The sequence below is a fragment of the Microbacterium sp. No. 7 genome (genome assembly GCF_001314225.1).
Classification (GTDB): domain Bacteria; phylum Actinomycetota; class Actinomycetes; order Actinomycetales; family Microbacteriaceae; genus Microbacterium.
This window is the reverse complement of record NZ_CP012697.1, coordinates 3,419,972-3,446,163: the sequence shown is the minus strand read 5'-3', so window position 1 is coordinate 3,446,163 and position 26,192 is coordinate 3,419,972. Positions and strand designations below refer to the sequence as shown.

The following is a 26,192-nucleotide window of genomic DNA, read 5'->3' as shown; positions in this document are numbered from 1 at the left end:
TCGAGAGCAGGTCCAGCCAGACGGTCGTGGCGTCGTCAACGAGTCAGCAGATGACTTCTCGCGTGCTCGGGTGCACGTCGGGTTGGCGACCGGGGGCATGCTGCGGGCGGCGATGGTTACCCGGGGACACTTGATGTGTCGGCGAAAAGTCGGCGCACAGTTGCCTCGACGCGATTCCAGGCCTCCCGAGATGTCGGCTATGATGGGAGGTGCAAGCACGAACACTGGATCGAAGAAACTCGGTCTGGTCAGAGCTTTTCTGGGAGTCCGCTCCCGATGCGGCGGGGTAGCTCAGTTGGTGAGAGCGCACGACTCATAATCGTGAGGTCGCGGGTTCGAGTCCCGCCTCCGCTACCACGTAGGTTCTCCTCGAACGAATGACCCTTGAGACAGGGGTTCTCCGGTTCGGCGCTCTTTGCGTCGGGGCTGGGTGCAGGAGCGCCGGATGCCGAGGCGTCGGCGGCTTCGAGGACGTCGGCGACTCGCGGGTGCCTTCTGCCTGCACACTGCCCGCCGACCGTGCACGCGAGCCGAATCGCGCGTAGGCCGGGGTGTTTCCCGGGCCTGCGTCACCGTATCGGTCTCGCGGGCTTTCTCACTGGTGGAAGGGCACCCCCACGTCGTGCCGCACGGCACTCCTGCCCTTCAGCACTCCAGCCATCCGAGAAGGGCAGCGCGATCATGTTGCACGGCAGCGGACAGGCTGAAGCCGGGCTTCCGTCGCGTGCGGGCGTGGGAGCGGCCACGGGCTCCCGGCACGTGCCGACGATGCGCCGCACGGTGCCGTTGCCGTTCATCGCGGCAGGACCGGCCTGGGGGCGGGGCGAGTCGGACGAGCCGGGGTCGCCGCCGCACCCGGTGCGCGCACGCCTGCGCATCGTCGACCTCCGCAGGCACGCCCCCGTGCACGATCCCGACAGCCCGTGGGGAGCCGAGATCTCGTTGCGGGACGCGGCGGGTGCGCTGTTCCCGTTCGAAGAGGGGACGACGGTGACGTTGCACGATGTGCGGGGACCCGCGCTGTCGTGGCGCGCCGATGGCGTGCCGCTCTTCGGCGGCGAGTACGTCGGTGAGGGCGGCGAGCGCACCTTCGAGGCCTTCGGCGGCGAGGAGACTCTTCTCGTCTCGCTCGCGGCCGCGCTGCCGTTGACCGTCGGAGCGACGATCACAGTGCCCGGCTACGGCAGGTTCGTCGCGCCCGCGGTGGTGCGCAGGCCGTAGAATCGAAGGCTGCGGCCTTTCGACGTCGGGTCCGTGAGGTCGCCGAAGGGATCCAGGTGTTGACCTGTTCAGGGGTCCGCGCCTTTGCGCGGATCGGCGCACGTCCGCTGCGCGCAGCCCCGTCTTCGCCTGCCCTCGGACACGATTTGCGCCTCTCGCGTCACTATTCGCCCCTCCATGACTTACTAGTCAAAGGGTGAGCTGAGAGAACGGGACGGCATTGGTCGAAGATTCGAGCGAGGCAGGCATGGGCGCCGAGGCGGGCATGTCCGCGAGCAGCGAGAGTGAGCTGCTGTCGCGCGTTCGCGACGGTGACGCCGAGGCATGGGCCGAGCTATGGCAGCGCCATGTCGGCGCCGCGCTGCGACTGGGACGCCGGATCGCCCCTGGGCGAGCGGAGGATCTGGTGTCGGAGGCGTTCCTGGCGACCTATCAGCAGCTCACCGTGCGCGGCAACGGACCCCGCGACGGCTTCCGCGCCTACATCCTTGCGACGATGCGCAACACCGCGATCCGGTGGCAGAAGGCGGATCGGCTCACGGACCTGGAACCGGAGATCGAGGCGCTCGATCTCGACGACGGCTTCACGGGGATCGAGGATCGCGAAGACGCGGCCATGCTGCTGGCCGCGTTCCAGGGGCTGCCGCAACGCTGGCAGCGGGTGCTCTGGCTCTCCGAGGTGGAGGAGACGAGCCGAGGAGAGATCGCCGCCGACCTGGGCATCAAGCCGAACGCCGTCTCGGCGCTGCTCCGGCGTGCGCGCACCGGCCTGCAGGAGTCCTGGCTGCGGCAGCACGTGCCCGAGTCGCTTCGCGACGACGAGACGCACGTGGCGCGGCTGCTCCCCGAACTGATCGTCCGGAATGTGCGGGTGCTGCCGACGGTCGCCGCGCGCTCTCACGTCGCGGCCTGCGGAGCGTGCGCGGACGTATGGCTGGAGCTGCTCGCCAGCCACCGGCAGATACGCGGCAAGACGCTCGCGACCGCCGGATTCGCGGCTCTCGGCGTCGCGCTCCAGGCCGCCTCGCCGATGACGCTGGGGGCCTCGGCCGCGACTCTGACGCTCGCCGTGCTGGCGGCGGTGGCCGCCAGCACGGCGGTGGTCGTGGTCGCCGGCTCCGTCATCTACGGCACCCCTCCCGCCGCGTCGGTCGTCACCGCCCCCGCGCCTCCGTACACCGTTCGGCCGGTCGAACAGCAGACCGCGCCCAGCCCGGCTCCGCTCCTGGCCCCGACGGCGGACGTGCCGATGGCGGGACCGGTCCCGGGCGTCGGGGACCGGCGCACCGATGTCGGAGGCGAGCCGGAGTCCCCGGCCCCGATCGATGTCTACGACCGGTGGCCGGATCTCTGGGATCGACCGCCCGCCGACCAGGGCTCGGAGAACGACGTCGAGTCGCCGAGGGCTCCCTCGACGCCGACGGACGCGGTCGGGCGGGGCAACCTCGACCCGTCCATCGAGCCGATCGACTTCTCGCGCGACGAGCCGCCCACCGACTTCTACGAGCCGCCTGCCCGGCCCAGCCAGCCGGACACTCCCCTCCCGCGTCCGGCGCCCGAGGATCCGGTCGATCCCGGCGCCGGGACGCCGGGCGGCGACGGCGGTGAGACCCCGGTCGATCCCGGCGCCGGGACGCCGGGCGGCGACGGAGGCGAGACTCCCGACGAAGGGGCGGACCCCCCGCCGCGCTCCGGTATCGAGACTCCGGCCGAGTCGAGCGGATACCTCGCGCCGACGCTCGCCGGGCGCACCGAGCCCGGCGTGTCGGTCGCGGTGGAATACGAACGGCAGCCCGACGAGTTCTCGAGCGCGACGCCGACGGGCCAGTTCCTCACCACCGCCGACTCCGACGGCGCGTGGAGCTTCAACCTGAGTCCCGAGCTTTCGGACTACCCGGGGACCTACGACTACCGGGTGTGGACAGTGGTGGGCGAGGAGACTTCGACGGCCGACACGGGCCGGTTCGTGCTCATGTCGCCCACGGTCACCGGCTTCGAGAGTCTCGATCCGTTCGAGATGCTGCCCTTGGCGGAGGCCAGCACGACGGGGATCGTCTTCCAGGTCACCGGCCCGCCGAACGGATCCGTCTGCCTCACCTCGGTCTACTCCGGCCAGGCGCAGCAGATCGGCCTCGACGACACCGGAACCGCGACCAAGCGGATGCGGTTCCTCGCCGGGGGAACCTACTATCTCGTGTTCCGCGGCTGCGAGGGCGAATACCGGGGCCCCGCCACGGAGGTGTTCGTCGACGTCGAGGGCGAGGAGTTCAGCCCCCTGGGACCGGACCCGGCCACAACGGTCTTCGAGCTCGTCGACCCCTGAGCGGGGCCGACGCCTGGGCTCGCGACCTCATCGAAGGACCTCCGTGGTCGGCGAACGGTCGTGCGTCCGGAGTGTCTATGAATCCGCTGAAAGAAATCTCGTTCCGCGTCACCTTCGCCATCGAACGAGCTTCCTCAGAATGGTCTTCCTCATGTCTTCCAAAGGGTGGAGTTCTCCTATGGCATCGGGCATTTGTCATCGACGGGTGCGCCTGTCGCGCTCGCTCGCCCTCACCGCAGCGCTCGCGGTGCTCGTCTCATCCGGCTGCTCGTCGGCTCCCGGTGGCGCATCCGGTGATGAGCCGGGCGGCGGCTCAGCGCTCGTGCGCGTGCCGGAGGACGCCTCCTTGGCGGATGCCGGCACCCTCGTGGCCGACGGCGGTGTCATCCTGATCTCTCCCGGCCTGTACCACGAGAGCCTCGAAGTGCGCGCCGACGATGTGACGGTGCGCGGACTCGACCGCAACGGGGTCGTCATCGACGGTGAGCTGACCCGTCAGAACGGCGTCGTCGCGACCGGCGAGCGCATCGCGGTCGAGAACCTCACCGTTCGCAACCATCTGCAGAACGGCGTGCTGATCACCGGGGTCACCGACGAATCGGGCGCCGGCGTCGCGCGCGGCCCCGACGGCTACCTTCCGGAGGCCGCGCCGCCACCCGTGCCCGGCTACCTCGTGCAGCACGTCACAGCGACCAACAACGGCCTCTACGGCATCTACGCGTTCAACCGCACGGGCGGCGCCATTCGGCAGAACCTCGCCAGCGGCGGCTCGGATTCGGGGATCTACATCGGCCAGTGCGCATCGTGCGGCGCCCTGGTCGAGGGCAACGTCCTGGTCTCCAACGCGGTGGGACTCGAGTTCGCGAACGCCTCCGATGTGATCGTCACCGGCAACCGCATCGTGGGCAACCGGATCGGCGTCTCGGTGCTCAGCAACTACCTCGAGGCGCACGGTCCGAGCCGCGGTGTGCAGGTGGTGGGCAACGTGATCTCCGGCAACAACGAGGAGCGGACCCCCGAGCAGGCCGGCGGGGCGTTCGGCGTCGGCATCGGCCTTTCCGGCACCGTGGATGCCGTGGTCTCGGCCAATCGCATCGAGGGAAACACGACCGCCGGGGTGTGGATCACCTCGTCGGAGGACTTCGCCCCCGCGGGAAACACGGTCGAAGACAACTCCCTCGCCGGGAACCGCCGTGACGTGGTCTTCGCGCCCGCGCGCGAGGCGGCGGGCGGCAGCAACTGCTTCCGGCTGCAGCCCGGGACGCTCACCGAGCCGGTCGGGCTTCCCGCCGAGGGCTGTGCGACAGAGATCGGCGTCTTCTCGCCGCCGACCGCACCGCCGGGCATCGTCTTCTCACGCGTGCCGTTCCCGTCTGAGCGCGCGGGTCTCGCGGAGGTCGACGAGTCTCCGCGTATCGTGCCGGATGCCATCGCACTCCCGAGCGTCGCCGAGATCACCGTGCCCGACGCCGACCTGCTGGACGACGAATGACGGGCACGGGCGCATCCCGGCGGGCTGCGCTTCGAACGCGGCGCATCATCGTCGCACTCCTGCTCGGTCTCGCCGTGACGCCGATGCTGGCAGGCTGCTCCGCCGGGCTGTCGGACACCGGCGCACCGCTCACGATCGCCCAGGCCGAGCAGCTCGCCGGCAGTCGCTTCGCGCTGTATGCGAAGGGGCCGTTCACCGCCGTGGTCTCGTATCTGCCCGACGACGACGTCGATCACATCGCCGCCCGTCTCACGGTCGATCCCGAGACCCACCGCGCCTGGGGAACGCTCGAGCGAGGGCCCGAAGGGCTCGCCGTCAGCACCCCGGTGCTCGTCGCCCCGGGCGGACTGGCGGTCGATCAGGGCGGAGCGTGGCGCCCCGCCGACGCGCAGGCCGGGGCGCGTCTGGCCGTGCAGGGGGTCTTCCTGCTCGTCGCCGACCGGCCGGAGAACGCTCAGCTGCTCCGGCAGTCCGACGCGGTCCACCTCGGCTCCGCCGACGAGAACGGCGAGACGCTGGACGTCTACCGGCTGCCGTCGTCCGCCGACGACGCCGGCGCATCGTGGACGGGAGCGCAGTCGCGCATCTGGCTGACGGCCGACGGCGAGATGCGCCGCGTCGACTCGGGGGAGGGCGGCGCGCTCGAGATCGTGCTGACCGGCGACGAGCCCGTCGAGGCGCCCCGCGGTGCGGAAGAGGTCTGGCGTGCGATCGGCGGCTGACGGTGCGGCATCCGGCGCGAACGACGCCGCGGACGCCGGCGTCGACGACCGTGGACCGGCGATCAGCGATGCATCGCCGGACACCGCGTCGTCGTCGGCGGCGCCTCCACGCCCGACCCGCCGGCACCTGCTGACCGCCACCGGGGCGGCGCTCGCCGGGGGCACGCTCGGATGGGCGGGCGCCCTCGCATCCTCCCGGCGTGGCGGTGAGGAGGCGCAGGCCGCGCCGACGCCCGACACCGACCCGGAGGCGGGCCCGGCGCCGACGGGCGCCGACCTGCGCGCCGGCATCACCTGGCCGGTCGTTCCCCAGCGGCACACCGCCGTCGCGGTGATCACGCTGGAGCGGCGTTCGGCGCAGCACGTCATCGAGCTCGCCCGTGCCGCCTCGGCGTCGGCCGGCGCGCACCCCGCCGACGCCGGCGACGTCACCGTGCTCACCGCCCTCGGCATCCGGCACGCACGCTCTCTCATGCCGGAACGGTGTGGCCGCGCAGAGGGCCTTCCCGGTTTCGACAGCGATGCGCCCGCGATCGTGCGCGGCGGCGACCTGCTCGTGACGGCGGCCTCCGAGACCGCTGCCGGCGCGTCGGACGCACTGGCCGGCGCGCTGAAGCCCCTCGGCGCGCACCGTGTGCTGTGGGCGCAGAAGGGATACCGCGACGCGCCGACCCCCGCGGGCACCACGCGCTCCGGCATCGGCTTCATCGACGGCATCGTGAACCCGCGCACCGAGGTGGAGCTGCGGGCCGGGGTCTGGGCAGGCGAGGCGAAGCGCGACACCTTCCTCGTGGTGCGCCGGATGCTGGTGGCCCGCTCGTTCGGCAGCCTCGGCGTGCCTGAGCAGGAAGCGGCGGTGGGCCGGAGCCGAGACACGGGCGCCCCGCTCTCGGGAGGCGGCCCCCTCGACGACATCGACCTGTTCGCGAAACGCGACGACGGGCGCACGCTCATCCCCGCCGGCGCTCACGCGCGCCGTGCCCACCCGGCCAACATCGGGCGTGCCCTCATGCTGCGCCGCAGCTACAGCTTCGACGCCGACGACGGCTCGGGGCTGCTCTTCGTCGCAGCCCTCGCCGACGCCGAGACCTTCGTGCTCACCCAGCGCCGTCTCGACGCGCACGACGACCTCCTCCGCCATACGACGACCACCGCCGGCGACTGCTTCTTCGTGCCGGAGGAGCTCTCAGAGCGCACGATGTAGACGTTCCCCGGCGAGCTCTCGGACTTCTTCTCAGATTTTTCTCAGACGTCGCGTCACTTCGTCCGGCGACAGCGCTTTCTTCTCCATGCGGGCCTCTGCTGTCTCACCCGCGCCTTGTGAAAGCTCTGATCGAGGAGAACGAATGACAACCCCCCTATCGAAGCAGCCGCCTCCGCGGCGGGGCAGAGGGCTCGCGCTGGCGACGACGGCGATCCTCGCCGGCACGTCGGTGCTGACCACCGCTCCGGCCGCGTTCGCCGACGCCGGTGACGGCACGCTGACGGTCACCGTCGTCGAGGACGTCAACCACGACCACACCCGGGATGCGGGTGACATCGCGCTCGAAAGCGTGAAGGTGCGCATCACCGACGCTCAGGGCAACTGGGTCGAGAAGCAGACCGGCGCCGACGGGTCCATCGTTCTGGCGCCCGGTGACTCGGGCAACGACCTGGTCGGCGGCACGTACCGCGTCGCCGTGACGAACCCGAAGGCGAACACGTACTCGGAGTCGTATCTGATCGACGGCTATGCCGAGCCGCAGTTCTCCCCGGCGACGTCGTTCGTCGACCTCTCGGGTGGCACCGACATCGGTGTCTCCGTCGGCTACATCGACGTCACCAAGGTCGGCTACGCGAACGCGACCATCTACTCGGCCACCCAGCCCGACAGCATCTGGCCGTCGGGCAAGGCTGACGCGCTCGAGGTCTACCAGACGCCCTACAGGCTCGACAGCGCTCCGACCGCGATCACGACCGACTTCACCCTCGGCGCCCTCTACGGCATCGGGCTCGATCGTGACGAGAACGAGATCTACGCGGGTGCGTACGCGAAGCGCGGCTCGGACTACGGTCCCGGCGGCGCCGGCGCGATCTACCGCGTCGACCCGGCCTCCGGCGCGTGGGAGCAGTACGTCACCGTCGCCGACGCCGGCACCACCGCGCACGACTTCGATGAGATGATCGGCGAGCACCAGGCGCAGGACTTCTCGTTCCGCTCGGCCGTCGGTCGCGAGTCGCTGGGCGATGTCGAGGTGACGGAGGACGCCGCGTTCCTCCTCGCCATCAACATGCACACCGACTCGGTCGTCGTCTACCCCGTGCAGGATGCCGTCGACCCGGCGCCGATCCAGACGCTCGCGATCCCCGCGATCGACTGCTCGGCCGACTGGGCACCGATGGCCATCACCGAGAACATCCTCGACGGCGACCCGAACGAGGGGAAGATCTACATCGGCGCCACCTGTGGCGCCACCATGCAGGCCTCGATCATCGAGTACGAGATCTCGGCGGGCGGCGAGCTGTCGCCGACCGGCACGGTGTGGACGGGCGACCCGACCACGGCGCCGGGCTCCAGCGGCGTGAACTCCGCAGGCAGCGGCGCCGCCGAGTGCTGGCCCGTCGACTGGCGGGTGTGGACCGACGAGATCCCGCAGGCCTGCGTGGATGCGTCGGCCAACTGGAGCACTCCGCCGAATCCGGCCGGCGTTCACGTGCAGTACTCGGTTCCGCAGCCGATGCTCTCCGACATCGAGTTCCTCGAGACCGGCGAGCTGGTGCTGGCCTTCCGCGACCGCGGTGGCGACCAGAACGGCCCGATCCTGTACGCAGGCGAGAAGACCAACGGCTACGGCTCGTACATGGACTACATCGTCGCCGGCAACGTGCACGCGGTGAGCATCGAGGGATCGACGATCGACTTCGACGCCCGCCCCGATGCTCCCCGTGGCGGTGACTTCTATGACATCGGCTTCAGCCACAACGAGGCCGCCTTCGGCGGCATCGTGTACGTGCCGGGCACCGAGCGCATCGTCGGCAACCAGATGGACGTTCTGGGCATCTATCAGCAGGGTCTGCGCGCCTGGGACCCCCTGACCGGTGACTACGCGGCATCGAAGACCGGCACGCCGAACCAACTCGTCGGCACGCACTTCCGCAAGGGCCAGGGGCTGGCCGACATGGAGGCGTATTACCGGCTGGTCGACCAGCAGATCGGAAACCGCATCTGGATCGACACCGACGCCGATGGCATCCAGGACGCCGGCGAGCCGGCCGTCGCGGGCGTGCAGGTGTCGCTGTACGACGAGGACGGCACCCTGATCGCCACGACCGAGACCGACGCGAAGGGCGAGTACTACTTCTCGACCAGCGACGGTGTGCAGCCGGGCGTGACGTACGAGGTGCGCCTCGACCGCGCCGCCGACTTCGAGGCGGGCGGCCCGCTCGCCGGCCTCGAGCCCACGCGCGACAACCGCGGCGGAGACCGCGGGATCGACAGCAACGGCAAGCTGGTCGACGGCGTCGTCGTCGCCGAGGTGATCACGGGGGCCGACGGGGTGAACGATCACTCGATCGACTTCGGCTTCCTGCCGGGAGAGCTCGTCTCGATCGGCGACTACCTGTGGATCGACGAGAACGGCGATGGCTTCCAGGACGCCGGCGAGAAGCCGGTTCCGGGTGCCGTGGTGAAGCTGCTCGACAAGGACGGCACCGTCATCGCCGAGACCACCACTGACGACGACGGCTACTACGTGTTCGCCGATCTTCCGGGTGACACCGAGTTCGTCGTCCAGTTCCCGACCACGGTGCGTGTCGACGGCCAGCGCTACACGCTGACCGCCCAGGGCGCGGACACCGCGGCTGCGAACGACTCGAACGCCGACCCGGCGACGGGTCAGGCGCCGGTCAGGACGCCCGACAGCGGACTCAACTCGTCCGGGCCGGGTGAGGCCGACGACCCCACCGTCGACGCCGGCTACGTGCTCGCTCCGGCGGCGCCGCTCGTCTCGATCGGGAACTTCCTGTGGGTCGACGCCGACGGCGACGGCATCCAGGACCCGGGCGAGGCCCCGGTCGCCGGTGCCACCGTGCGCCTGCTCGACGAGAACGGCATCTTCATCAAGGAGACCGTGACCGACGAGAACGGCTTCTACGTGTTCACCGACCTCGAGGGGTCGACGGACTACATCGTGGAGTTCCCGACGACGGTCACCGTCGGCGGCGAGGACCTGTCGCTGACGAGCCAGAGGGCGGGCTCCGACACGGCTGCCGACTCGAACCCGGCGCCCGACACGGGGCGCGCCCCGGTGACGACGCCGGCGACCGGAAACAACTCCGCCGTGCCCGGTGAGGTCGACGACCCCACCATCGACGCGGGCTACGCACGGCCTCCGGCAGCACCCGTCTCCATCGGCGACTACCTCTGGGTCGACGTCGACGGCAACGGTGTTCAGGATGCCGGTGAGTATCCGGTGGGCGGCGCGACCGTGCGCCTGCTCGACGCCGATGGCAACCTCGTGAAGGAGACCACGACCGACGGCAACGGCTTCTACGCCTTCACCGACCTGCGTCCGTCGACCGACTACATCGTCGAGTTCCCGACGTCGGTCACGGTGGGCGGCTCGCAGTTCGTGCTGACCGAGCCCGGTCGGGGCGGCGACGAGACGGCCGACTCGAACCCGGCGAAGGTCACCGGCCGTGCACCGGTGACCACTCCGGACTCGGGCGACAACTCGGGCCTGCCCGGTGAGACCGACGACCCGACCATCGACGCCGGCTACGTCGAGTCGTCGGCGCCGCTGGTCTCGATCGGCGACTACGTGTGGATCGACGCCGACGGCGATGGGATCCAGGACGGCGATGAGAATCCCGTTCCCGGTGCGGTCGTGAAGCTGCTCGACGCGGACGGCAACGTGGTCGCGACCACGACGACCGACGCGAACGGCTACTACGTGTTCGCCAACCTGCCGGTGGAGACCGACTTCATCGTCGAGTTCCCGACCACGGTCACCCTGGGCGGCGTGGAGCACACCCTCACCGCGCCCGGCCAGGGCGGCGACGAGGCGCTCGACTCGAATCCGGACGTCGCCACCGGTCGTGCGCCGGTGACCACGCCTGCGTCGGGCTCGAACAGCACCGCGCCGGGACAGGCCGACGTGCCGACCGTCGACGCCGGTTTCGTGCCGGTTCCGCCGACGCCGCTGGTGTCGGTCGGCGACTACGTGTGGATCGACGCCGACCGCGACGGCATCCAGGACGATGGTGAGAAGCCGGCTGCCGGTGTCACGGTGAAGTTGCTGGATGCGGACGGCAATGTCGTCCAGGAGACGGTGACCGACGAGAACGGGTACTACGTGTTCTCCGATCTGCCGGTGAACACCGACTTCATCGTCGAGTTTCCGGTCGCGGTGACGGTGGACGGCGTGAAGCACACTCTGACCCGGCCGGGCCAGGGCGGCGACGAGGCGCTCGACTCGAATCCGGACGTCGCCACCGGTCGTGCGCCGGTGACCACGCCCGGGTCGGGCTCGAACAGCACCGCGCCGGGACAGGCCGACGTGCCGACCGTCGACGCCGGTTTCGTGCCGGAGCTGGTGTCGGTCGGCGACTACGTGTGGATCGATGCCGACGGCGACGGCATCCAGGATGCCGACGAGCCTCCGCTCGAGGGCATCACGGTCAGGCTGTACGACAAGGACGGCAACCTCATCAAGGAGACCGTGACCGACGAGAACGGCTACTACGTGTTCACCGACCTGGTGAACTCGACGGAGTACATCATCGAGTTCCCCACGACGACGAACATCGGCGGGGTTCCGCTGACCCTGACGCAGCCGAACGCCGGATCGGACGACGCTCGTGACTCCGACGCCGACCCGGTCACAGGACGCGTGACGGTGACGACTCCGACGGAGGGCGACAACTCGGCTGAGCCGGGCAAGGCCGACAACCCGACGGTCGACGCCGGCTTCGCCCTGTCCGGTGTCGTCCAGCCGACGCCGACGCCGACGCCGGTCGAGCCGACGCCTACGCCTACGGACCCGACGCCTACGCCTACGGACCCGACGCCTACGCCGACGGAGCCGACGCCTACGCCGACGCCGGTCGAGCCGACGCCTACGCCGACGCCGGTCGAGCCTACGCCGACGGAGCCGACGCCTACGCCGATTGAGCCGACGCCGACGCCGATTGAGCCGACGCCGACCCCGACGCCGGTCGAGCCTACGCCGACGGAGCCGACGCCTACGCCGATTGAGCCGACGCCGACGCCGATTGAGACGCCGATTGAGCCGACGCCGACAGACCCGACGCCGACGCCGGTCGAGCCGAAGCCGACGGACCCGACCCCGACGGTGACGCCCGGCAACCCGGTGAGCCCGCCGGCAGATCCGGGGGCGAACGGAGGACTCGCGGCGACGGGTGGCCAGATTCCCTGGTTCGCCGCCGGAGCGGGTGCGCTCCTCCTCCTCGTCGGTGGATTCATGGTGGCACGTCGCCGCCGCGGAAACACCGAGGTGAGCGCGGAGTAACGCGTCAGCGTCGAAGGGGGCCAGCGCCTTGTGCGCTGGCCCCCTTTGCGTTTCGCGTTCGCCTCCGCGTGCACGCTGCTGTTGTGCTCGGCATGGTGGTCGCGATCAGTTGCTTCATCGGGGTCTCTGCTCTGCCCGAACGCAGTCTCCTGATGGGGTTTTCGGGAATGGGCTGATTCAGGTGCTCGGCGAGGCGGTGATCGAGGAGCCGTAGCCGCGCAGTTGGATGGCTTCGTCCATCCGCTGGGCGGTGAGCGGCAGATGATGAAGCTCGATGATGTTTGGTTGACGAACAATCGATAACAGGAGCATGATTTTCTCATGGTGCGGTGGGGGCGAGCTGGACATTCGAGGCAACGGCGAGTGCGAAACAGGTGGATTGCCGCCGGTGCTGTTCTTGCTGTCGCCGTTGCCGGAGTGGGAATGTCGTTCTCGGCGGGTGCGACGACAGTCGCGTCGCCTCTGGTGGGCAGTGCCGATTCTCCGTTGGTCACGCCCGATCCGCGGGCGGTCGATTGCATCAAGAAGAACGAGCGTGGCGAACCCTATTGGCACGGCGACGCGTCGCCCGGACTGCTGCGTGCCGCGGAGGTATTGTCGGCCTTCGTACATGAGAATCCCGATGCCGCCACCGGCGTGGCGTACTGCAGTGACCGGTCGGGGGTGCTGATATTCGTGCCGGAAGTGTCGAGCGTCGTTGATCAGGCCGTCCATCGGGCGCAGCGTGAGGTGAATGACGAGACGGAGACCGTCGATGTCGTGCTCGTCGCCGCACCGCTCGCACCGCTTCAGGAGGCCGTCGACACTGTGCCGTCGGATCTGCTCGATGAAGCCGGCATTGTCAGCCTTGGCGTCGATGTTCTCGTCGGCGGAGTGACCTTGGGGATCGATCCGACGAGCGCCTCTGCGTCGGATGCGATGTCCAGGGTGCTGGCTGAGATCGAATCGATCGTCCCGGGCGCTCTCGTGAGAATCGAGAAGGAGATCGACACAGCCCCGGTGCGGTTCTCCGTGGATCGCCGGAACGATGTCGCGCCGTAGAACTCCAGCACGGAGTGGAAGCCGTCGGGCGGCGGGGTATGCTCGCTCGGGCTACCGGTGACTGTCGCGGGTCAACGCATGAATATGACGGCCGCGCACTGTTTCGGAGGCTCTGGTGTGCATCCTGCGTCGGAGGCGAGTGTCGGAAATCAATATACGACGACGTGGACCGGGTCTCTCGACGCGTACGGAGACTGGAAGCTGCTCTATGGTTCGACCTACGCCAACCACGTCTTCAGCGGTGCGATCTCAGGGCCAACGATGAGCAGTTCGCTCCCGATTGTTGGAATCAACTGGAATCCGTTGGCTATCGGCTCAGGCCTATGCACCTCCGGTCGGACTACAGGCCAGATCTGTCGGTACTGGGTGAAGGGCACCACTCTGCGGAGGAAAATCGAAGGCTACTGGATCCGTCACCTCGTGTGGCTGAGGCATGATGGGACCGCTCCGTACGATGGCGAGGATTCTGACGGATTCCGGCCTGGTGACTCCGGTGGACCGTGCTACTACAACAACGGCTCCGGCGGAATGATCGGTGCCGGAACCATGACTGCGGAGAACGGGAGCGGCGGGGGCTACCTCTTCCACTGCACACAAGTCTCTGGTCTCAAGGCGTGGCCCGGCGGATCCAGCGCATCCTTCTGACGCGTCTCGGTTCTGGGCATCGGGCAGGGAAGACGTAGTCTCGTGCCGATCCGCATCGTCGCGAACCTCGATACGCCTTCGAGTGCAGCTTCGACGACGTGGATCTCATGGCGGTCGCGACCATCGACATGGATGCGAGGTCTTACATCGACGGAGCAGGCCACGAGACCGTAAAGCAGTTCCAGCGCTGCTTGCGCACGGATGAGTGATCGCGACGAGCCTGAGCCTTGTCCAGCGGACGGTCGCCTTCGTGGATGCGACCCCGGATGGGCGCGGAGACCTGCTTCAAGGCGCACGCACCACTGCCAAGGGCTCGATCGCGTGGAAGGTCAGCTCCAGCGAGCGCTCGGGCGCAGCCTGCACCGCTATCGCGAAGGGCGGGGGCGGTTCAGGCGGAGGAAACCGCCTGGAAACCGTGCTGCGCTACCGTGGCTCGCGCCCATTCCCCAGATGGGCGGCCGTTCGGTCGACCGCCCCCAGCTTCCCCCCGGCTGGGGGCGGTTCCGGAGGCCTGGTGTCAGAGCGCGCCCTCTCATGGACGAGTCAGCACCCGTATCCGCGAACGGCCTGGGCTACCGCTCGATGAAGACGCTCGCCGTCAGGATGAACGAGTCGACCCGCGCGCAGCTGGGCATCGCCGCCGAGCTCGACGACCGCACGGTCACCGACAAGATCCGCCTGGCGCGGGAAGCCTGGATCGAGAAGACCACGTCTGATTCGTTGCGGCGCGGGCCTCGGCGGTGGTCACCCCGTGGAACTCCTGGGCACACGTGGCCGCCTCGGCCCCGCGATGGCGGCATCCACTGCCCATGAGTGCGGGTTTGCCGAAAGTGCTGGGCACTCGTGGTCGCCTCGAGTCGTGGGATTCGGCGACGACTGCCCAGCGGATGCCGCCGAGCCGACCCGCCCGGCGATCTCATCCGGCCGGCGGGCGCCGCCATGCGGTCAGTATCGCGAGCGGCGTCAGCGCGGCGATCGCGGCGACGGAGAGCACCGAGAAGCTGCTGGCGGCGAGCAGCGGGCCGGCGGCGAACGCGGCGGTGGCGCCGAGCAGGTTCGAGAGGGCGTCGGCGCCGCCCTGGGACGAGGCGCGCGCCTCGTCGGTGACGGCGGCGCTGAACAGGGCGGATCCGGCGACGTTCACGAACGACCAGCCGACGCCGAGCAGGATGAGCGACGCGATGATCCACGGGATGCCGTCGGGGCGGATCGCGCCGATCAACAGCGAGGCGAGGAAGATCAGGATGCCGGTCGCGATCGTGACGCGATGGCCGAAGCGGTCGGCGATCCAGCCGACGAGCGGAGCGAGCGCGTACATCCCGATGATGTGCAGGCTGATCGTGACGCCGACGATCGTGACCGAGCCGCCCTGGTGCTCGATGTGCACGGGCGTCATGGTCATGATCGCCACCATCACGATCTGCGCCGTGACGATCGCGATGAGCGCGTAGCGGGCCGCCCGGTTCGTGCGCATCTCGGTGAGCACCGCGCCGATGCGCCCGCCGCGCCGGCGCGTCTTGTCCGCGGGCGCATTCCGCGTCGCCGCGTCGCTCCGCGGCGCCGCGACCTCCTGTGCCGCCGCGAGTGTGAGCAGCGGGTCGGGGCGCAGCCAGACCGAGACGATCACGCCCGCGAGCGCCAGGCACACGGCCGCGATGAGGAACGCGGCGGCGAACACCGTGAGGCCGGTGACGCCGCCGACGAGCTCGCCGGGGATGCCGAGGTTGGGGCCGATCACGGTGCCGAGCGTGCCCACCCACACGACGAGGGCCAGCGATCGGCCCCGGTGCTGCGGCTCGGCGAGGTCGGTCGCGGCGAACCGTGCCTGCAGGCTCACAGCCGTGCCGACGCCGATGAGGAACAGGCCGATGAACAGCGGGATGACGAGGCTCCATTGCGCCGCCGCGACCAGCAGCGCGCTGCCCGCCGCCGCGACCCACCATCCGCCCGAGAGCGCGACGCGTCGTCCGTAGCGGGCCGCGATCGTGCCCAGCGGCAGGCCGAAGACCGCGGCGCCCAGCGTGCTCGCGGTGCGGGCGAGACCCGCCCACGCCTCGCTGTCGGTGACCTGTCCCGCGAGGAGCACGCCGATCGAGGGGGCGACGCCCACGCCGATCGTGCCGATGACCTGCATGACGATGAGCACGATCATCGTGCGGCGCTGGATCGTCGCGCGAGCGACGGACGCCTCGGGCGCGGCGCCCGGGAGGGGGGAGGGGATGCCGGTCATGCGCATCCTTTCGTGACGCGACGGCTGACGCGTGTCTCCGTGATGTCGCCGGCTTCGCCGACGGGCATCGCGCTGGGACACAACTTGTATCCTAGTGCGATGACGGGTTCGGTGACTCGCCGTGCACGCCCCGTCAGCGCGCGCGATCGCGCGCGAGCGTCTCCAGCGGATGCTCGGGGACGGGCAGCTCGTAGGCGTCGGAGACGTGCAGGCGCAGGGTCGCGGTGAAGCCCGTGACGTCGCCCGTGCGCAGCCGCCGCGTGAGATCCTCGTGCTCGGCGATGATGTCCTCGCAGCGGGCGAGGAGCCGCTCGCCCGACGCGAACAGCACGAACCGCTGCCGGTCGGCGAGGCGATCGTTGAGCTCGAGGAGCACGCTGTTTCCGCTGGCCTCGACGAAGCTGCGGTGGAAGGCGATCGTGAGCTCGATGAAGCGGCGGACGTCGCGATCGGCGAACGCCGCGCGCTGCGCCTCGATCGAGCCGTCGAGCCGATCGGCGAGGCGCTCGCGCGCATCCTCGCCGAGGCGGCCGGCGCCCGTCGACTCCAGCACGAGGCGCGCGTCGGCGAGCTCCACGAGCGCGCGCTCGCCGAGCCCCTGCACGAGCGCGCCGCGCTGGGGGTAGATGACGATCCATCCCTCGTCTTGCAGGCGGGCCAGCGCCGCGCGCACGGGTGTGCGGCTGACCCCGATCTCCGCGGCGAGCTGTGCCTCGCCCAGCATCGTCCCCGGCAGGAGCTCGCCCTCGAGGATGCGATCCCGGATGGACGCGTAGGCCCGCTCCGAGGCGCTCGCGCTCGTCGTCTCGGACATGCCCGCTCCCCGTCGTCGTCCGTCGATACAACCAGTATCCCGGTCGTGCGCCGGGGCGTTCGCCGTTGGCGCACGACCCGAACGGCCCGTCGTCCGCGGATGCCCCGGATGCGGCCAGTCGTGCCCCGTTTGCGGCGTACGGCGGGCCTCGTCTTCGCTTGCGCGTGCAAGCTGGGCACGTCCGCTCCCACCTGGGCCGTGTCTTGCCCGTCTCCGGTGACAGCGCGGCAGGACGGGGGAGAACGATCAGTGACGGGGATGCGCCAGCGAACCGGTCCAGGCGGGTCCCGTCAGGAGAACGTCCCGGTGTTCCGCGGCGGCGCCGTCGGCGACGCGCTCGCCGCGATCCGCGTTCGGGCTCACGGCGGGCACGATGCCGTCGCGAGCGTCGAGACGCTCGCGTGGGGAGAGACGGCGCTCGCCCGTGTCTACGTCCGGGGCGTGCCCGAGATGACCATGTCGACCGCTCGGTCGGGCGGCGGACGGCTGATCCTGGTGGCCGAGGGAACTCTGCTGCTGGAGCCGTCGAACGAGGTCGGACCTCGCCGGTTCGCGTATGTCCCGCCCGGTGGCGAGGTGCGGTACCGGGCGAGCGGCAGCGTCGCGTTGATCAGCGTCGAGCTGTCGGGGCTCTTCCGCGCGGAGCTCGAGCCCAGCATCTCGTTCCAGTCGCCCGTCGACGACAGCGGCGACGGGTTCGCGCTGGTCGTGGCCGTCGTCAACACGCTCTTCGTCAACCGCGGGCTGGTCTCCGGAGCCTCCCGCATCGCGCTCGAGCGTGCGCTGTGCCTCATCGCCGGAGGCGTCGTCCCCCACTACCGCGGCTCGCTACCCGCCGGCCGCGCCCGTGACATCATCGAGCGGGCCAACGAGATCATCGCGAGCGAGTACGGGGATCCCGGGCTCACCCCGCAGGTCATCGCGACGCGGCTGGGCATCTCGACAGAGCACCTGCGCAAGACGTTCCGCGCGATCGACTCGACGCCGTTCGAGGCCATCAGACGAGAGCGCCTGCGGGCGGTCGAGAGGTCTCGAGCCGCTTTCCGCGATCTCGACCTCTCGACGCACGTGCGACTCGCGGGGTTCACGAACCTCAAGGCATACCATCGCGCATCCGCAGCGCAACGCTCGCGTCGCAGGCGGCACCCCGAGTCGGTGTGACCACCGGTTCCGGGCATCCACGCCCCGTTTCCGGCGCACGACCGAACGGGCGCGTTCGCCGTCGGGAGAGTGGACCTCGTGCCCGGCGCACGCCCCGCACGAACTGACCGAAAGGAACACTCGCATGAGCAGCAACGAGAGTGAGAGCGCCCACCACGACGGTGTCGGAGCGGTCGGGCGCCGCACGATCGTCAAGGGCGCCGCATGGTCGCTCCCGGTCATCGCGACGGCGATCGCGGCTCCGATGGCCGCAGCGACGGCCGGACCGATCGTGGCGATCGCCGGGCTCGGGCCGACCACGATCGTCGGCGTCGACGTCACGACCGTCGTGGTCGTCGCGAGCGGCAACGCGACCGCCGACATCGACCTCACGCTCCCGGCCGGCTTCGTCTGGGCTGACGGACATCCCTCGCTCACCCGCACGATCGGCCAGGGCGCCGGCGACCATCCCGTTCCGGCGTTCCGTGCCACCGCAGCCGCCCCGTCGGCGACGATCACCGCCGTGACATCGAGCGCCTCGACGACCGCGACGACGACGGTGGTCTCGTCCTACGCGATGCAGGCCCTCGGCCACATGAACATCATCGCCGACGGGCCCGACGAGTTCCGCGCCGACTTCACCATCATCGTGCCCCGGGGCGTGAGGCCGTCGAAGATCTTCTACAACTACTACCCGACGACCGCGAACGCGACCCTCGAGCTGACCAAGCACGGCGGGGACAACAGCACGGCCGTGCGCAACTCCGTCGATCAGGCCTACGGCATCGTGCACGTGCAGGACCTGGGCAACGACGTCGAGCGGCTGTTCATCCACGCGCGCGGCGACTCCGACATCGGCAACGTCCCGACGGCCGATCTGGAGTGGGTCGTGCGGGCGACCTGGCCCGCGCATGCCGACACGACGCTGACGTTCCCGCTGCGCCAGCAGTACCGGGGCGCCACGGGGCGTCCGGTCGCCATCAACGCCTGGGACCACACGACGAGCGGCCTGAACGGCTACGTCGGGCCCAACGCCCAAGCGGGTTGGGGAAACGTCGTCGATGCGAGCAGCGCCGGCGGCCTGAACCCGAACCTGTTCCACATCGACGCGCTGGTCTCGGGACGCACCGCGGCGCAGGGCAATGACCGCACGACCGAGGTCTACTACCAGTTCGTGCACGAGGACGGCACCGTCGCGTCGATCACCCCGACGCCGAGGATCGTCAGCATCCCGAACAACACGGGCTACACGAACGTGAGCGGAGTCCTGCTCCGCTGGGGCGACCCGGCACTCGGCGCATCCATCGCGTTCGACAAGCCCGGATACTGGAGGCTGCTCGTGTGGCCGCAGTCGAGCAACTCGTCGGCGACCAGCACGGCCACGCCTGACGGTGTCGCATGGAGCCCCGGCGCGGACACGGGCTGGCAGGTCGGCTCGGTGTTCTGGAAGCTCCCTGCATCGGCCTGAGCGGTCGGACGGGCGCGAACGACTGTCGCCGGCGGGGAGGCCGGCGACAGTCTCGCGTGCGGCGGATGCCGGGATGCCGACCCGTCGGCGCGCGGCTCGGATGTCGTGGGCACTCGTCGCCGCCTCGCGGCGCTGCACCCGGCAACGACTGCCCACGACTTGCGGCCCGGTGCGGATGGTGGGCGGTCGTGGTCGTCTCGGGCTCCGGCATCCGGCAACGACTGCCCACGATTCGCCGCCCGCCCCCACCCCGCTACGCCCCGCGCCCCGTCACGCTCCGGGGGCGGGGGAGCGCGGGCCCCGGTAGGGACCGGTCGAGTCCCGTACGACGAGCCGCGTGCCGATGCGGCGCACGCCCGGTTCGATCGTGCCGCGCTCGATCTCGTCGATGATGAGCGAGACGGCGAGCGAGCCTGCGGCCTCGAAGTCCTGATGGATCGTGGTGAGCGGCGGCCAGAACTGCGCGGACTCGGCCATGTCGTCGAAGCCGACGATGCTGATGTCCTCGGGGACGCGCACTCCGGATCGGTGGAAGGCGTGCATGGCGCCGAGCGCCATCTGGTCGTTGGCGGCGAAGACGGCGGAGACCTCGGGGTTGCGCGCGAGCACGAGCCCGGCGTGGTAGCCGAACTCCGAGGTCCAGTCGCCGACGATGACGTCGGGCACGCGGCATCCGCGCTCCTCGAGCGTGCCGCGCCAGGCGGCGGCGCGCTCGGATGCCGAGTTCGACGCCGACGGCCCCGACACGTGCCACACGGTGGGGTGGCCGAGGTCGAGCAGGTGCTCGACGGCGAGCTGTGCGCCCTGCGTCTGGTCGGCGTTGACCGAAGGGCGGTCGGGGCGGGCTCCCGACTCGACCACGACGCTGGGCATGCCCGGGGGGAACTCCAGCGAGGCCTCCGAGATGATGTGCGACTCGATGATGATGATGATCCCGTCGACGGCGTCCTCGCCGAGCCGCCGCAGGGCCGACGAGACGCCCGCGTCGGAGCTCTCGGCGTGCGCGGGCTGCACCTGGATGATCTCGAGCGCGTAGCCGCGCGCGGCGGCCTCGCCGGCGATCGCGCCGATCGTGCGGATGTTGCCCAGCGTCTCGAGGTTGAAGACCACGACGCCGATGGAGCGGAAGGTGCCGAGCCGCAGCGCGCGGGCGGCGACGTTCGGGCGGTATCCGAGCTCCGCCATCGCGGCCTCGACGCGCCTGCGGGTCTTCTCCGACACCGCGCCGACGCCGCTGGCGACCCTCGAGACGGTCTGTCCCGAGACGCCCGCGAGCTCGGCGACGTCGCGCTGTGAGACCGCTCGACCGCGGTCGGAGAGGGAGGTCATCGCTGGCACCTGATCCTTCGACGGGCTTTCGCCGGACATCCGAGCCCAGAAAATGTTGACGTTAACTTGACGAGGGTGAATGGGTACATGCTACAGTCGGCGCAAGAATTGTTGACGTAAACAATTCGGTGACTCGAAGGACGAGGTGTGACGAAGATGTCATCGATCCACGCTGCGGCCCCGCCACGCACGAGCGCTCCGCGGGGTCGACGCCGCGTGCACTCCGCATCCCGGCAGTGGGCGGGGCTGGGCTTCGTCTCGCCGTTCCTCGTCGTCTTCGCGCTCACGTTCCTCGCGCCGGTCGCCTACTCGATCTACCTCAGCCTGTTCCGCCAGCGGCTCATCGGCGGCAACGCCTTCGTCGGTCTGGAGAACTACCTGCAGGCCTTCGCCGACCCGAAGTTCCTCGAGGGCGGGCTGCGCGTCGCACTGTTCCTCGCCGTGCAGGTGCCGATCATGCTCGCCCTCGCCCTCGTCGCCGCTCTCGCGATCGACTCGCGTCGGCTCGCAGGGTCGTCGCTGTTCCGCATCGGCCTCTTCCTGCCCTATGCCGTGCCCGGCGTCGTCGCCGTGCTCATGTGGGGCTTCATGTACTCCGAGCGGATGGGCCTGGCGGGCAACGTCAACGCCCTGCTCGGGTTCGACCTGATCACGCCGTTCACGCAGGAGTGGATCCTCGTCGCGATCGGAAACATCGTCACGTGGGAGTTCGTCGGCTACAACATGCTGATCTTCTACTCCGCGCTGCGGGCGATCCCCGGCGACCTCTACGAGGCCGCGGCCCTGGACGGCGCGGGACAGTTCCGGGTCGTGTGGAGCATCAAGCTGCCCGCCCTGCGCGGCGCGATCGTGATCGCGACGATCTTCTCGATCATCGGCAGCTTCCAGCTGTTCAACGAGCCCAACATCCTCAGGCCGCTCGCGCCCAGCCTCATCACCACCTACTTCACCCCGAACATGTACGCGTACAACCTGAGCTTCTTCGGGCAGCAGGTCAACTACGCGGCGACCGTCGCGATCATCATGGGCGTCGTCACCGCCGTGATCGCCTACGTCGTCCAGCTGCGCGGCAACAGGCAGGAGCTGCGATGAGCGCCACGACAACGACGACCACGCGCCGACGGGCGCGCACCCTCGATCGCGCCGCCGGCGTCATCGAGCGCCCGCGGCGGTCGATCACCCTCACGATCGTGATGTCGGTGTTCCTGATCTACTCGTTCCTGCCGCTCGCCTGGCTGGTGATCAGCTCGACGAAGACGCAGGAGGCGCTGTTCAGCTCGTTCGGCCTGTGGTTCTCCGGACCCTTCGCGTTCGTCGACAACATCGTGCAGACGCTCACGTACGACGACGGCATCTTCGTGCGCTGGCTCGGCAACACGCTGCTGTACGTCGTCGCCGGCGCCGGCGGGGCGACCATCCTCGCGACCCTCGCCGGCTACGGCCTGGCCAAGTTCACGTTCCCCGGCAAGAAGGCGATCTTCGCGATCGTGCTCGGCGCGATCGCGGTGCCGGGCACGGCGCTCGCGGTGCCGACCTTCCTCATGTTCAGCCAGATGGGCCTGACGAACACCGTCTGGGCGATCATCATCCCGTCGCTCATCTCGCCCTTCGGCCTCTACCTCATCTGGGTCTACGCCGTCGACTCCGTGCCGACCGAGCTCCTCGAGGCCGCCCGCGTCGACGGTGCCGGCGAGCTGCGCACGTTCTTCACGATCTCCGTCAAGCTGCTGGCGCCCGGCATCGTGACGGTCGCCATGTTCGCGATCGTCGCGACGTGGAACAACTACTTCCTCCCGCTGATCATGCTGAACGACCCCGGCCTGTTCCCGCTGACCATCGGTCTGCAGCAGTGGAACCAGCAGGCGACCGGCGTCGGATCCGACCCGATCTTCCACCTCGTGATCACGGGAGCCTTCCTCACGATCGTCCCGATCGTGATCGCGTTCCTCCTGTTGCAGCGGTTCTGGCAGTCGGGGCTCAGCGCGGGAAGCGTCAAGCAGTAGGGGCCTGCGCGACGGCGAGCCAACCCTCCATCCACCCCATCCACGATCCGACTCCGAAGAAGCGGAAGGACAACACAGCAATGAGAAAGCACACACTGATCCGCGGCATCGCCGCGGGCGCGGCCGCGCTCCTGGTCGGCGCGGGCCTGGCGGCCTGCGCCTCCGACGGCGGCGGCACACCCGGCGGAGGTGCCGACCCGGGCAGCGCCGACGCCATCGAGAAGGCCCTCGAAGAGGGCGGCGAGCTCACGTACTGGACGTGGACGCCGTCGGCCGAGGCTCAGGTCGCGGCGTTCGAGGACGAGTACCCGAACGTGAAGGTGACCGTCGTCAACACGGCGAGCGCGAACGACAACAACCTCAAACTGCAGAACGCGATCGCAGCCGGCTCGGGAGCGCCCGACGTCGTGCAGCTCGAATACCAGTCGCTGCCGCAGTTCATCCTCTCGGACGCGCTGCTCGATCTGACCGAATACGGCTTCGCCGAGCTGGAGGACCTGTACACGCCCGGACCGTGGAGCGCCGTGTCGCAGCAGGGCGGCATCTGGGGCCTGCCGCAGGACTCGGGCCCCATGGCGCTCTTCTACAACAAGCGCGTCTTCGACGAGTTCGGCCTCGAGGTGCCGGCGACCTGGGACGAGTACGTCGAGGCGGGGCGCAAGCTGCACGCCGCCGACCCGAGCTACTTCATCACGAACGACTCGGGCACCGACGCGGGCTTCGGCACGTCGATGATCTGGCAGGCGGGCGGGCGCCCGTTCCAGGCCGACGGCGAGACGATCACGATCGATCTCGCCGACGAGGGCACGCTGACGTGGGCGAGCACGTGGGACACCCTGGTGCAGGAAGGGCTCATCAGCCAGATCTCGGGGTGGACCGACGAGTGGTTCGCGGGCCTGTCCAGCGGCAAGATCGCGACGTTGCCGATCGGCGCGTGGATGCCGGGCGTGTTCGAGTCGGGCGCCGCGGCCGGCGCCGGCGACTGGCGCGTCGCGCCCATGCCGACCTATGACGGCGGCACGGCGGTCAACTCCGAGAACGGCGGCAGCTCGGAGGCCGTCACGAAGCAGTCGAAGAACCCGGCGCTCGCCGCTGGCTTCCTCAAGTGGCTCAACTCCTCGCCGTCCTCGATCGAGGTCTTCCTCAGCAAGGGCGGCTTCCCCGCGACGGTCGCCGAGCTGACCTCCGACGAGTTCCTGGACTACGAGTCGGACTACTTCGGCGGTCAGAAGATCAACCAGGTGCTCGTCGACGCCGCGAACGCGGTGACCGGCGGCTGGCAGTACCTGCCGTGGCAGTCGTACGCCAACAGCATCTACGCCGACACGGTCGGCAAGGCGTACCTCACCAAGACGCCGATCGCCGACGGGCTCGCCGCCTGGCAGGAGCAGAACGTCTCCTACGGCACCGAGCAGGGCTTCACCATCGCGGAATAGCCGTCTCACCCGCGGGGCGGCCGGGCCAGCGCCCGCCGCCCCGCGTCCACGTCCTCAGGAGCAGACCCCATGACAGCCCGCAGCTTCCGGATCGGCGATCGCGACTTCCTCCTCGACGGAGAGCCCTTTCGCGTCATCTCCGGCGCCCTGCACTACTTTCGGGTGCACCCCGACCAGTGGCGCGACCGCATCCGGATGGGCCGGATGATGGGACTCAACACGATCGAGACCTACGTCGCGTGGAACGAGCATTCCCCCGAGCGCGGCGTGTTCGACACGGCCGGCCGACTCGACCTCGCGCGCTTCCTCCAGGAGGTGCACGACGAGGGGATGCACGCGATCGTGCGCCCCGGCCCCTACATCTGCGCCGAGTTCGACGGCGGCGGCCTGCCCGCCTGGCTCTTCCGGGACGGCGATGTCGCCATCCGCAGCACCGACCCGCGCTTCCTCGCCGATGTGTCCGCCTACCTGCGGGACGTGATGGCGATCGTCGCCCCGCTGCAGGTCGATCGCGGAGGCCCCGTCATCCTGCTCCAGGTCGAGAACGAGTACGGGGCCTACGGCGATGACCACGACTACCTCCGTGCCCTCGCGGCGCTGTTCCGCGAGTACGGCGCCTCGGTGCCGCTGACGACGGTCGACCAGCCCGAGGCGCGCATGCTCGAGGCGGGCGGCATCCCCGAACTGCACAAGACCGGCTCGTTCGGCTCGCGAGCGGCGGAGCGGCTCGACGTGCTGCGCGCTCAGCAGCCGACGGGGCCGCTGATGTGCAGCGAGTTCTGGTGCGGCTGGTTCGACCACTGGGGAGCGCACCACCACACCACCGAGCCCGGAGACTCGGCCCGCGAGCTCGATGCGCTGCTGGCCGCGGGCGCCTCCGTCAACGTCTACATGCTGCACGGGGGCACGAACTTCGGTCTCACGAACGGCGCCAACCACAAGGGCGTCTACCAGCCGACCGTCACGAGCTACGACTACGACGCCCCGCTCGACGAGGCCGGACGCCCGACGCCGAAGTTCTGGGCGTTCCGCGAGGTCATCTCGCGCCACGCGCCCGTGCCCGCGTTCGCGCCGGCGCCCGCCGAGCCGTTCGCCGTGCCGCCCCCTGCCCGCCTGCGGCACGTCGGCGCGCTCGCCGACCTGCTCGAGGCGCGCTGGAGCGCGCACGCCGACGTGCCGACGATGGACGACGTCGGCATCGCGCGCGGCCTCGCCCGCTACACGGCGCGTCTCGACGTCGGCGCCGATCCCGTCGTGCTCGCCTTCGCCGGCGTGCGCGACCGCGCATGGGTGTCGCTGGACGGGACGCCGGTCGCGTCGCTCTCCCGCGAGGCGCACGAGCGCGCCGTGACCCTGCCCACCGGGACCGGGAGGCTCGAGATCCTCGTCGAGGACGAGGGCCGCGTCAACTACGGCGTGCGCATCGGCGAGCGGAAGGGGCTCATCGGCCCCGCCACCGTCGACGGCGTGCCGCTGACGGGGTGGCGGATCGCGCCCGTTCCGATCGACCTGCTGCCGCAGACGCAGGCCGCCGGCGCCCCTCGCCGTGCGGGCGCCTCGGTGTGGCGCGCGACCGTCGCACTGTCCGGCCCGGCCGACCTCGCGATGTCGACCGACGGCCTCGGCAAGGGCATCGCGTGGATCAACGGGTTCTGCCTCGGCCGCTACTGGCGGAAGGGACCGCAGGCATCGCTGTTCGTCCCGGCGCCGGCCACGCGCGCCGGCGAGAACGAGATCACCATCCTCGAGCTGGAGACGCTCACGGCGACGGAGATCGGCTTCGCCGACGACCTGCGTCTCGGACACACGGAGAGCTGAC

18 protein-coding genes and 1 tRNA gene are annotated in these 26,192 nt (G+C 70.0%); 15 read left to right on the top strand and 4 right to left on the bottom strand.

Going from position 1 to position 26,192, the window contains the following annotated elements:
* The first annotated feature begins 280 nt into the window (after window positions 1-280).
* The 7 genes from AOA12_RS15985 to AOA12_RS15955 all read left to right on the top strand — a co-directional run bounded on the left by AOA12_RS15985 (window position 281) and on the right by AOA12_RS15955 (window position 12,267).
* Window positions 281-357: transfer RNA gene (locus AOA12_RS15985), tRNA-Met, on the top strand.
* Between the two features lie 375 nt (window positions 358-732).
* Window positions 733-1,221, top strand: coding sequence for a hypothetical protein (locus AOA12_RS15980; RefSeq protein WP_156366533.1), 489 nt, complete (start codon window positions 733-735; stop codon window positions 1,219-1,221).
* Window positions 1,222-1,486: 265 nt separating this feature from the next.
* Complete coding sequence (locus AOA12_RS15975; RefSeq protein WP_197280944.1) at window positions 1,487-3,544, top strand: RNA polymerase sigma factor; 2,058 nt, start codon at window positions 1,487-1,489, stop codon at window positions 3,542-3,544.
* 178 nt (window positions 3,545-3,722) lie between these two features.
* Window positions 3,723-5,036: a right-handed parallel beta-helix repeat-containing protein gene (locus AOA12_RS15970; protein ID WP_197280943.1), complete on the top strand. Its 1,314-nt coding sequence runs from the start codon at window positions 3,723-3,725 to the stop codon at window positions 5,034-5,036.
* Window positions 5,033-5,758 carry a hypothetical protein gene (locus tag AOA12_RS15965; protein WP_054684950.1) on the top strand — a complete coding sequence of 242 codons (726 nt, stop codon included), beginning with the start codon at window positions 5,033-5,035 and terminating at the stop codon, window positions 5,756-5,758. The genes AOA12_RS15970 and AOA12_RS15965 overlap by 4 nt, the downstream gene beginning before the upstream one ends.
* On the top strand, window positions 5,742-6,962 hold the full coding sequence (locus tag AOA12_RS15960) for a Dyp-type peroxidase (protein WP_054684947.1): 1,221 nt from the start codon (window positions 5,742-5,744) through the stop codon (window positions 6,960-6,962). The genes AOA12_RS15965 and AOA12_RS15960 overlap by 17 nt, the downstream gene beginning before the upstream one ends.
* 142 nt (window positions 6,963-7,104) lie before the next feature.
* Window positions 7,105-12,267, top strand: a complete 5,163-nt coding sequence (locus tag AOA12_RS15955) for an SdrD B-like domain-containing protein (RefSeq protein WP_054684944.1) — start codon at window positions 7,105-7,107, stop codon at window positions 12,265-12,267.
* Window positions 12,268-12,444: 177 nt separating this feature from the next.
* Here AOA12_RS15955 and AOA12_RS24045 read toward each other — a convergent pair whose 3' ends face one another.
* Window positions 12,445-12,579, bottom strand: coding sequence for a hypothetical protein (locus AOA12_RS24045; protein WP_257720146.1), 135 nt, complete (start codon window positions 12,577-12,579; stop codon window positions 12,445-12,447).
* Window positions 12,580-12,690: 111 nt separating this feature from the next.
* Between AOA12_RS24045 and AOA12_RS15950 the strand changes: the two genes are divergently transcribed.
* The gene (locus AOA12_RS15950) at window positions 12,691-13,308 is read left to right on the top strand and encodes a hypothetical protein (RefSeq protein WP_054684942.1); all 618 of its coding nucleotides are present in this window, start codon (window positions 12,691-12,693) and stop codon (window positions 13,306-13,308) included.
* Between the two features lie 1,179 nt (window positions 13,309-14,487).
* Window positions 14,488-14,766, top strand: a complete 279-nt coding sequence (locus tag AOA12_RS23220; RefSeq protein ID WP_156366531.1) for a hypothetical protein — start codon at window positions 14,488-14,490, stop codon at window positions 14,764-14,766.
* A gap of 103 nt (window positions 14,767-14,869) precedes the next feature.
* On the opposite strand, the gene AOA12_RS15945 is transcribed toward AOA12_RS23220, so the two are convergent.
* Together AOA12_RS15945 and AOA12_RS15940 are read right to left on the bottom strand one after the other, a co-directional pair.
* Window positions 14,870-16,183, bottom strand: coding sequence for an MFS transporter (locus tag AOA12_RS15945; RefSeq protein ID WP_082406310.1), 1,314 nt, complete (start codon window positions 16,181-16,183; stop codon window positions 14,870-14,872).
* Window positions 16,184-16,316: 133 nt separating this feature from the next.
* Window positions 16,317-16,997, bottom strand: coding sequence for a GntR family transcriptional regulator (locus tag AOA12_RS15940; RefSeq protein WP_054684937.1), 681 nt, complete (start codon window positions 16,995-16,997; stop codon window positions 16,317-16,319).
* A gap of 258 nt (window positions 16,998-17,255) precedes the next feature.
* Between AOA12_RS15940 and AOA12_RS15935 the strand changes: the two genes are divergently transcribed.
* Together AOA12_RS15935 and AOA12_RS15930 are read left to right on the top strand one after the other, a co-directional pair.
* The gene (locus tag AOA12_RS15935) at window positions 17,256-18,158 is read left to right on the top strand and encodes an AraC family transcriptional regulator (RefSeq protein WP_156366530.1); all 903 of its coding nucleotides are present in this window, start codon (window positions 17,256-17,258) and stop codon (window positions 18,156-18,158) included.
* A gap of 124 nt (window positions 18,159-18,282) precedes the next feature.
* Window positions 18,283-19,605 carry a hypothetical protein gene (locus tag AOA12_RS15930; RefSeq protein WP_054684931.1) on the top strand — a complete coding sequence of 441 codons (1,323 nt, stop codon included), beginning with the start codon at window positions 18,283-18,285 and terminating at the stop codon, window positions 19,603-19,605.
* A 270-nt stretch (window positions 19,606-19,875) separates the two neighbouring features.
* On the opposite strand, the gene AOA12_RS15925 is transcribed toward AOA12_RS15930, so the two are convergent.
* A complete protein-coding gene (locus tag AOA12_RS15925; RefSeq protein WP_054684929.1) occupies window positions 19,876-20,934 on the bottom strand; it encodes a LacI family DNA-binding transcriptional regulator in 1,059 nt (352 codons plus the stop codon).
* A gap of 156 nt (window positions 20,935-21,090) precedes the next feature.
* Here AOA12_RS15925 and AOA12_RS15920 point away from each other — a divergent pair, with 156 nt between their 5' ends.
* The 4 genes from AOA12_RS15920 (at window position 21,091) to AOA12_RS15905 (ending at window position 26,191) form a co-directional block, all read left to right on the top strand.
* A complete protein-coding gene (locus AOA12_RS15920) occupies window positions 21,091-22,026 on the top strand; it encodes a carbohydrate ABC transporter permease (RefSeq protein ID WP_054687128.1) in 936 nt (311 codons plus the stop codon).
* Window positions 22,023-22,937 (top strand): carbohydrate ABC transporter permease, encoded by a 915-nt coding sequence (locus AOA12_RS15915; RefSeq protein WP_054684925.1) that lies wholly within the window; start codon window positions 22,023-22,025, stop codon window positions 22,935-22,937. Before AOA12_RS15920 ends, AOA12_RS15915 begins: the two co-directional genes overlap by 4 nt.
* Before the next feature lie 80 nt (window positions 22,938-23,017).
* Window positions 23,018-24,373 carry an ABC transporter substrate-binding protein gene (locus AOA12_RS15910; RefSeq protein ID WP_054684921.1) on the top strand — a complete coding sequence of 452 codons (1,356 nt, stop codon included), beginning with the start codon at window positions 23,018-23,020 and terminating at the stop codon, window positions 24,371-24,373.
* Between the two features lie 69 nt (window positions 24,374-24,442).
* Window positions 24,443-26,191, top strand: a complete 1,749-nt coding sequence (locus tag AOA12_RS15905; RefSeq protein ID WP_054684917.1) for a glycoside hydrolase family 35 protein — start codon at window positions 24,443-24,445, stop codon at window positions 26,189-26,191.
* Window position 26,192: the final 1 nt, after the last annotated feature.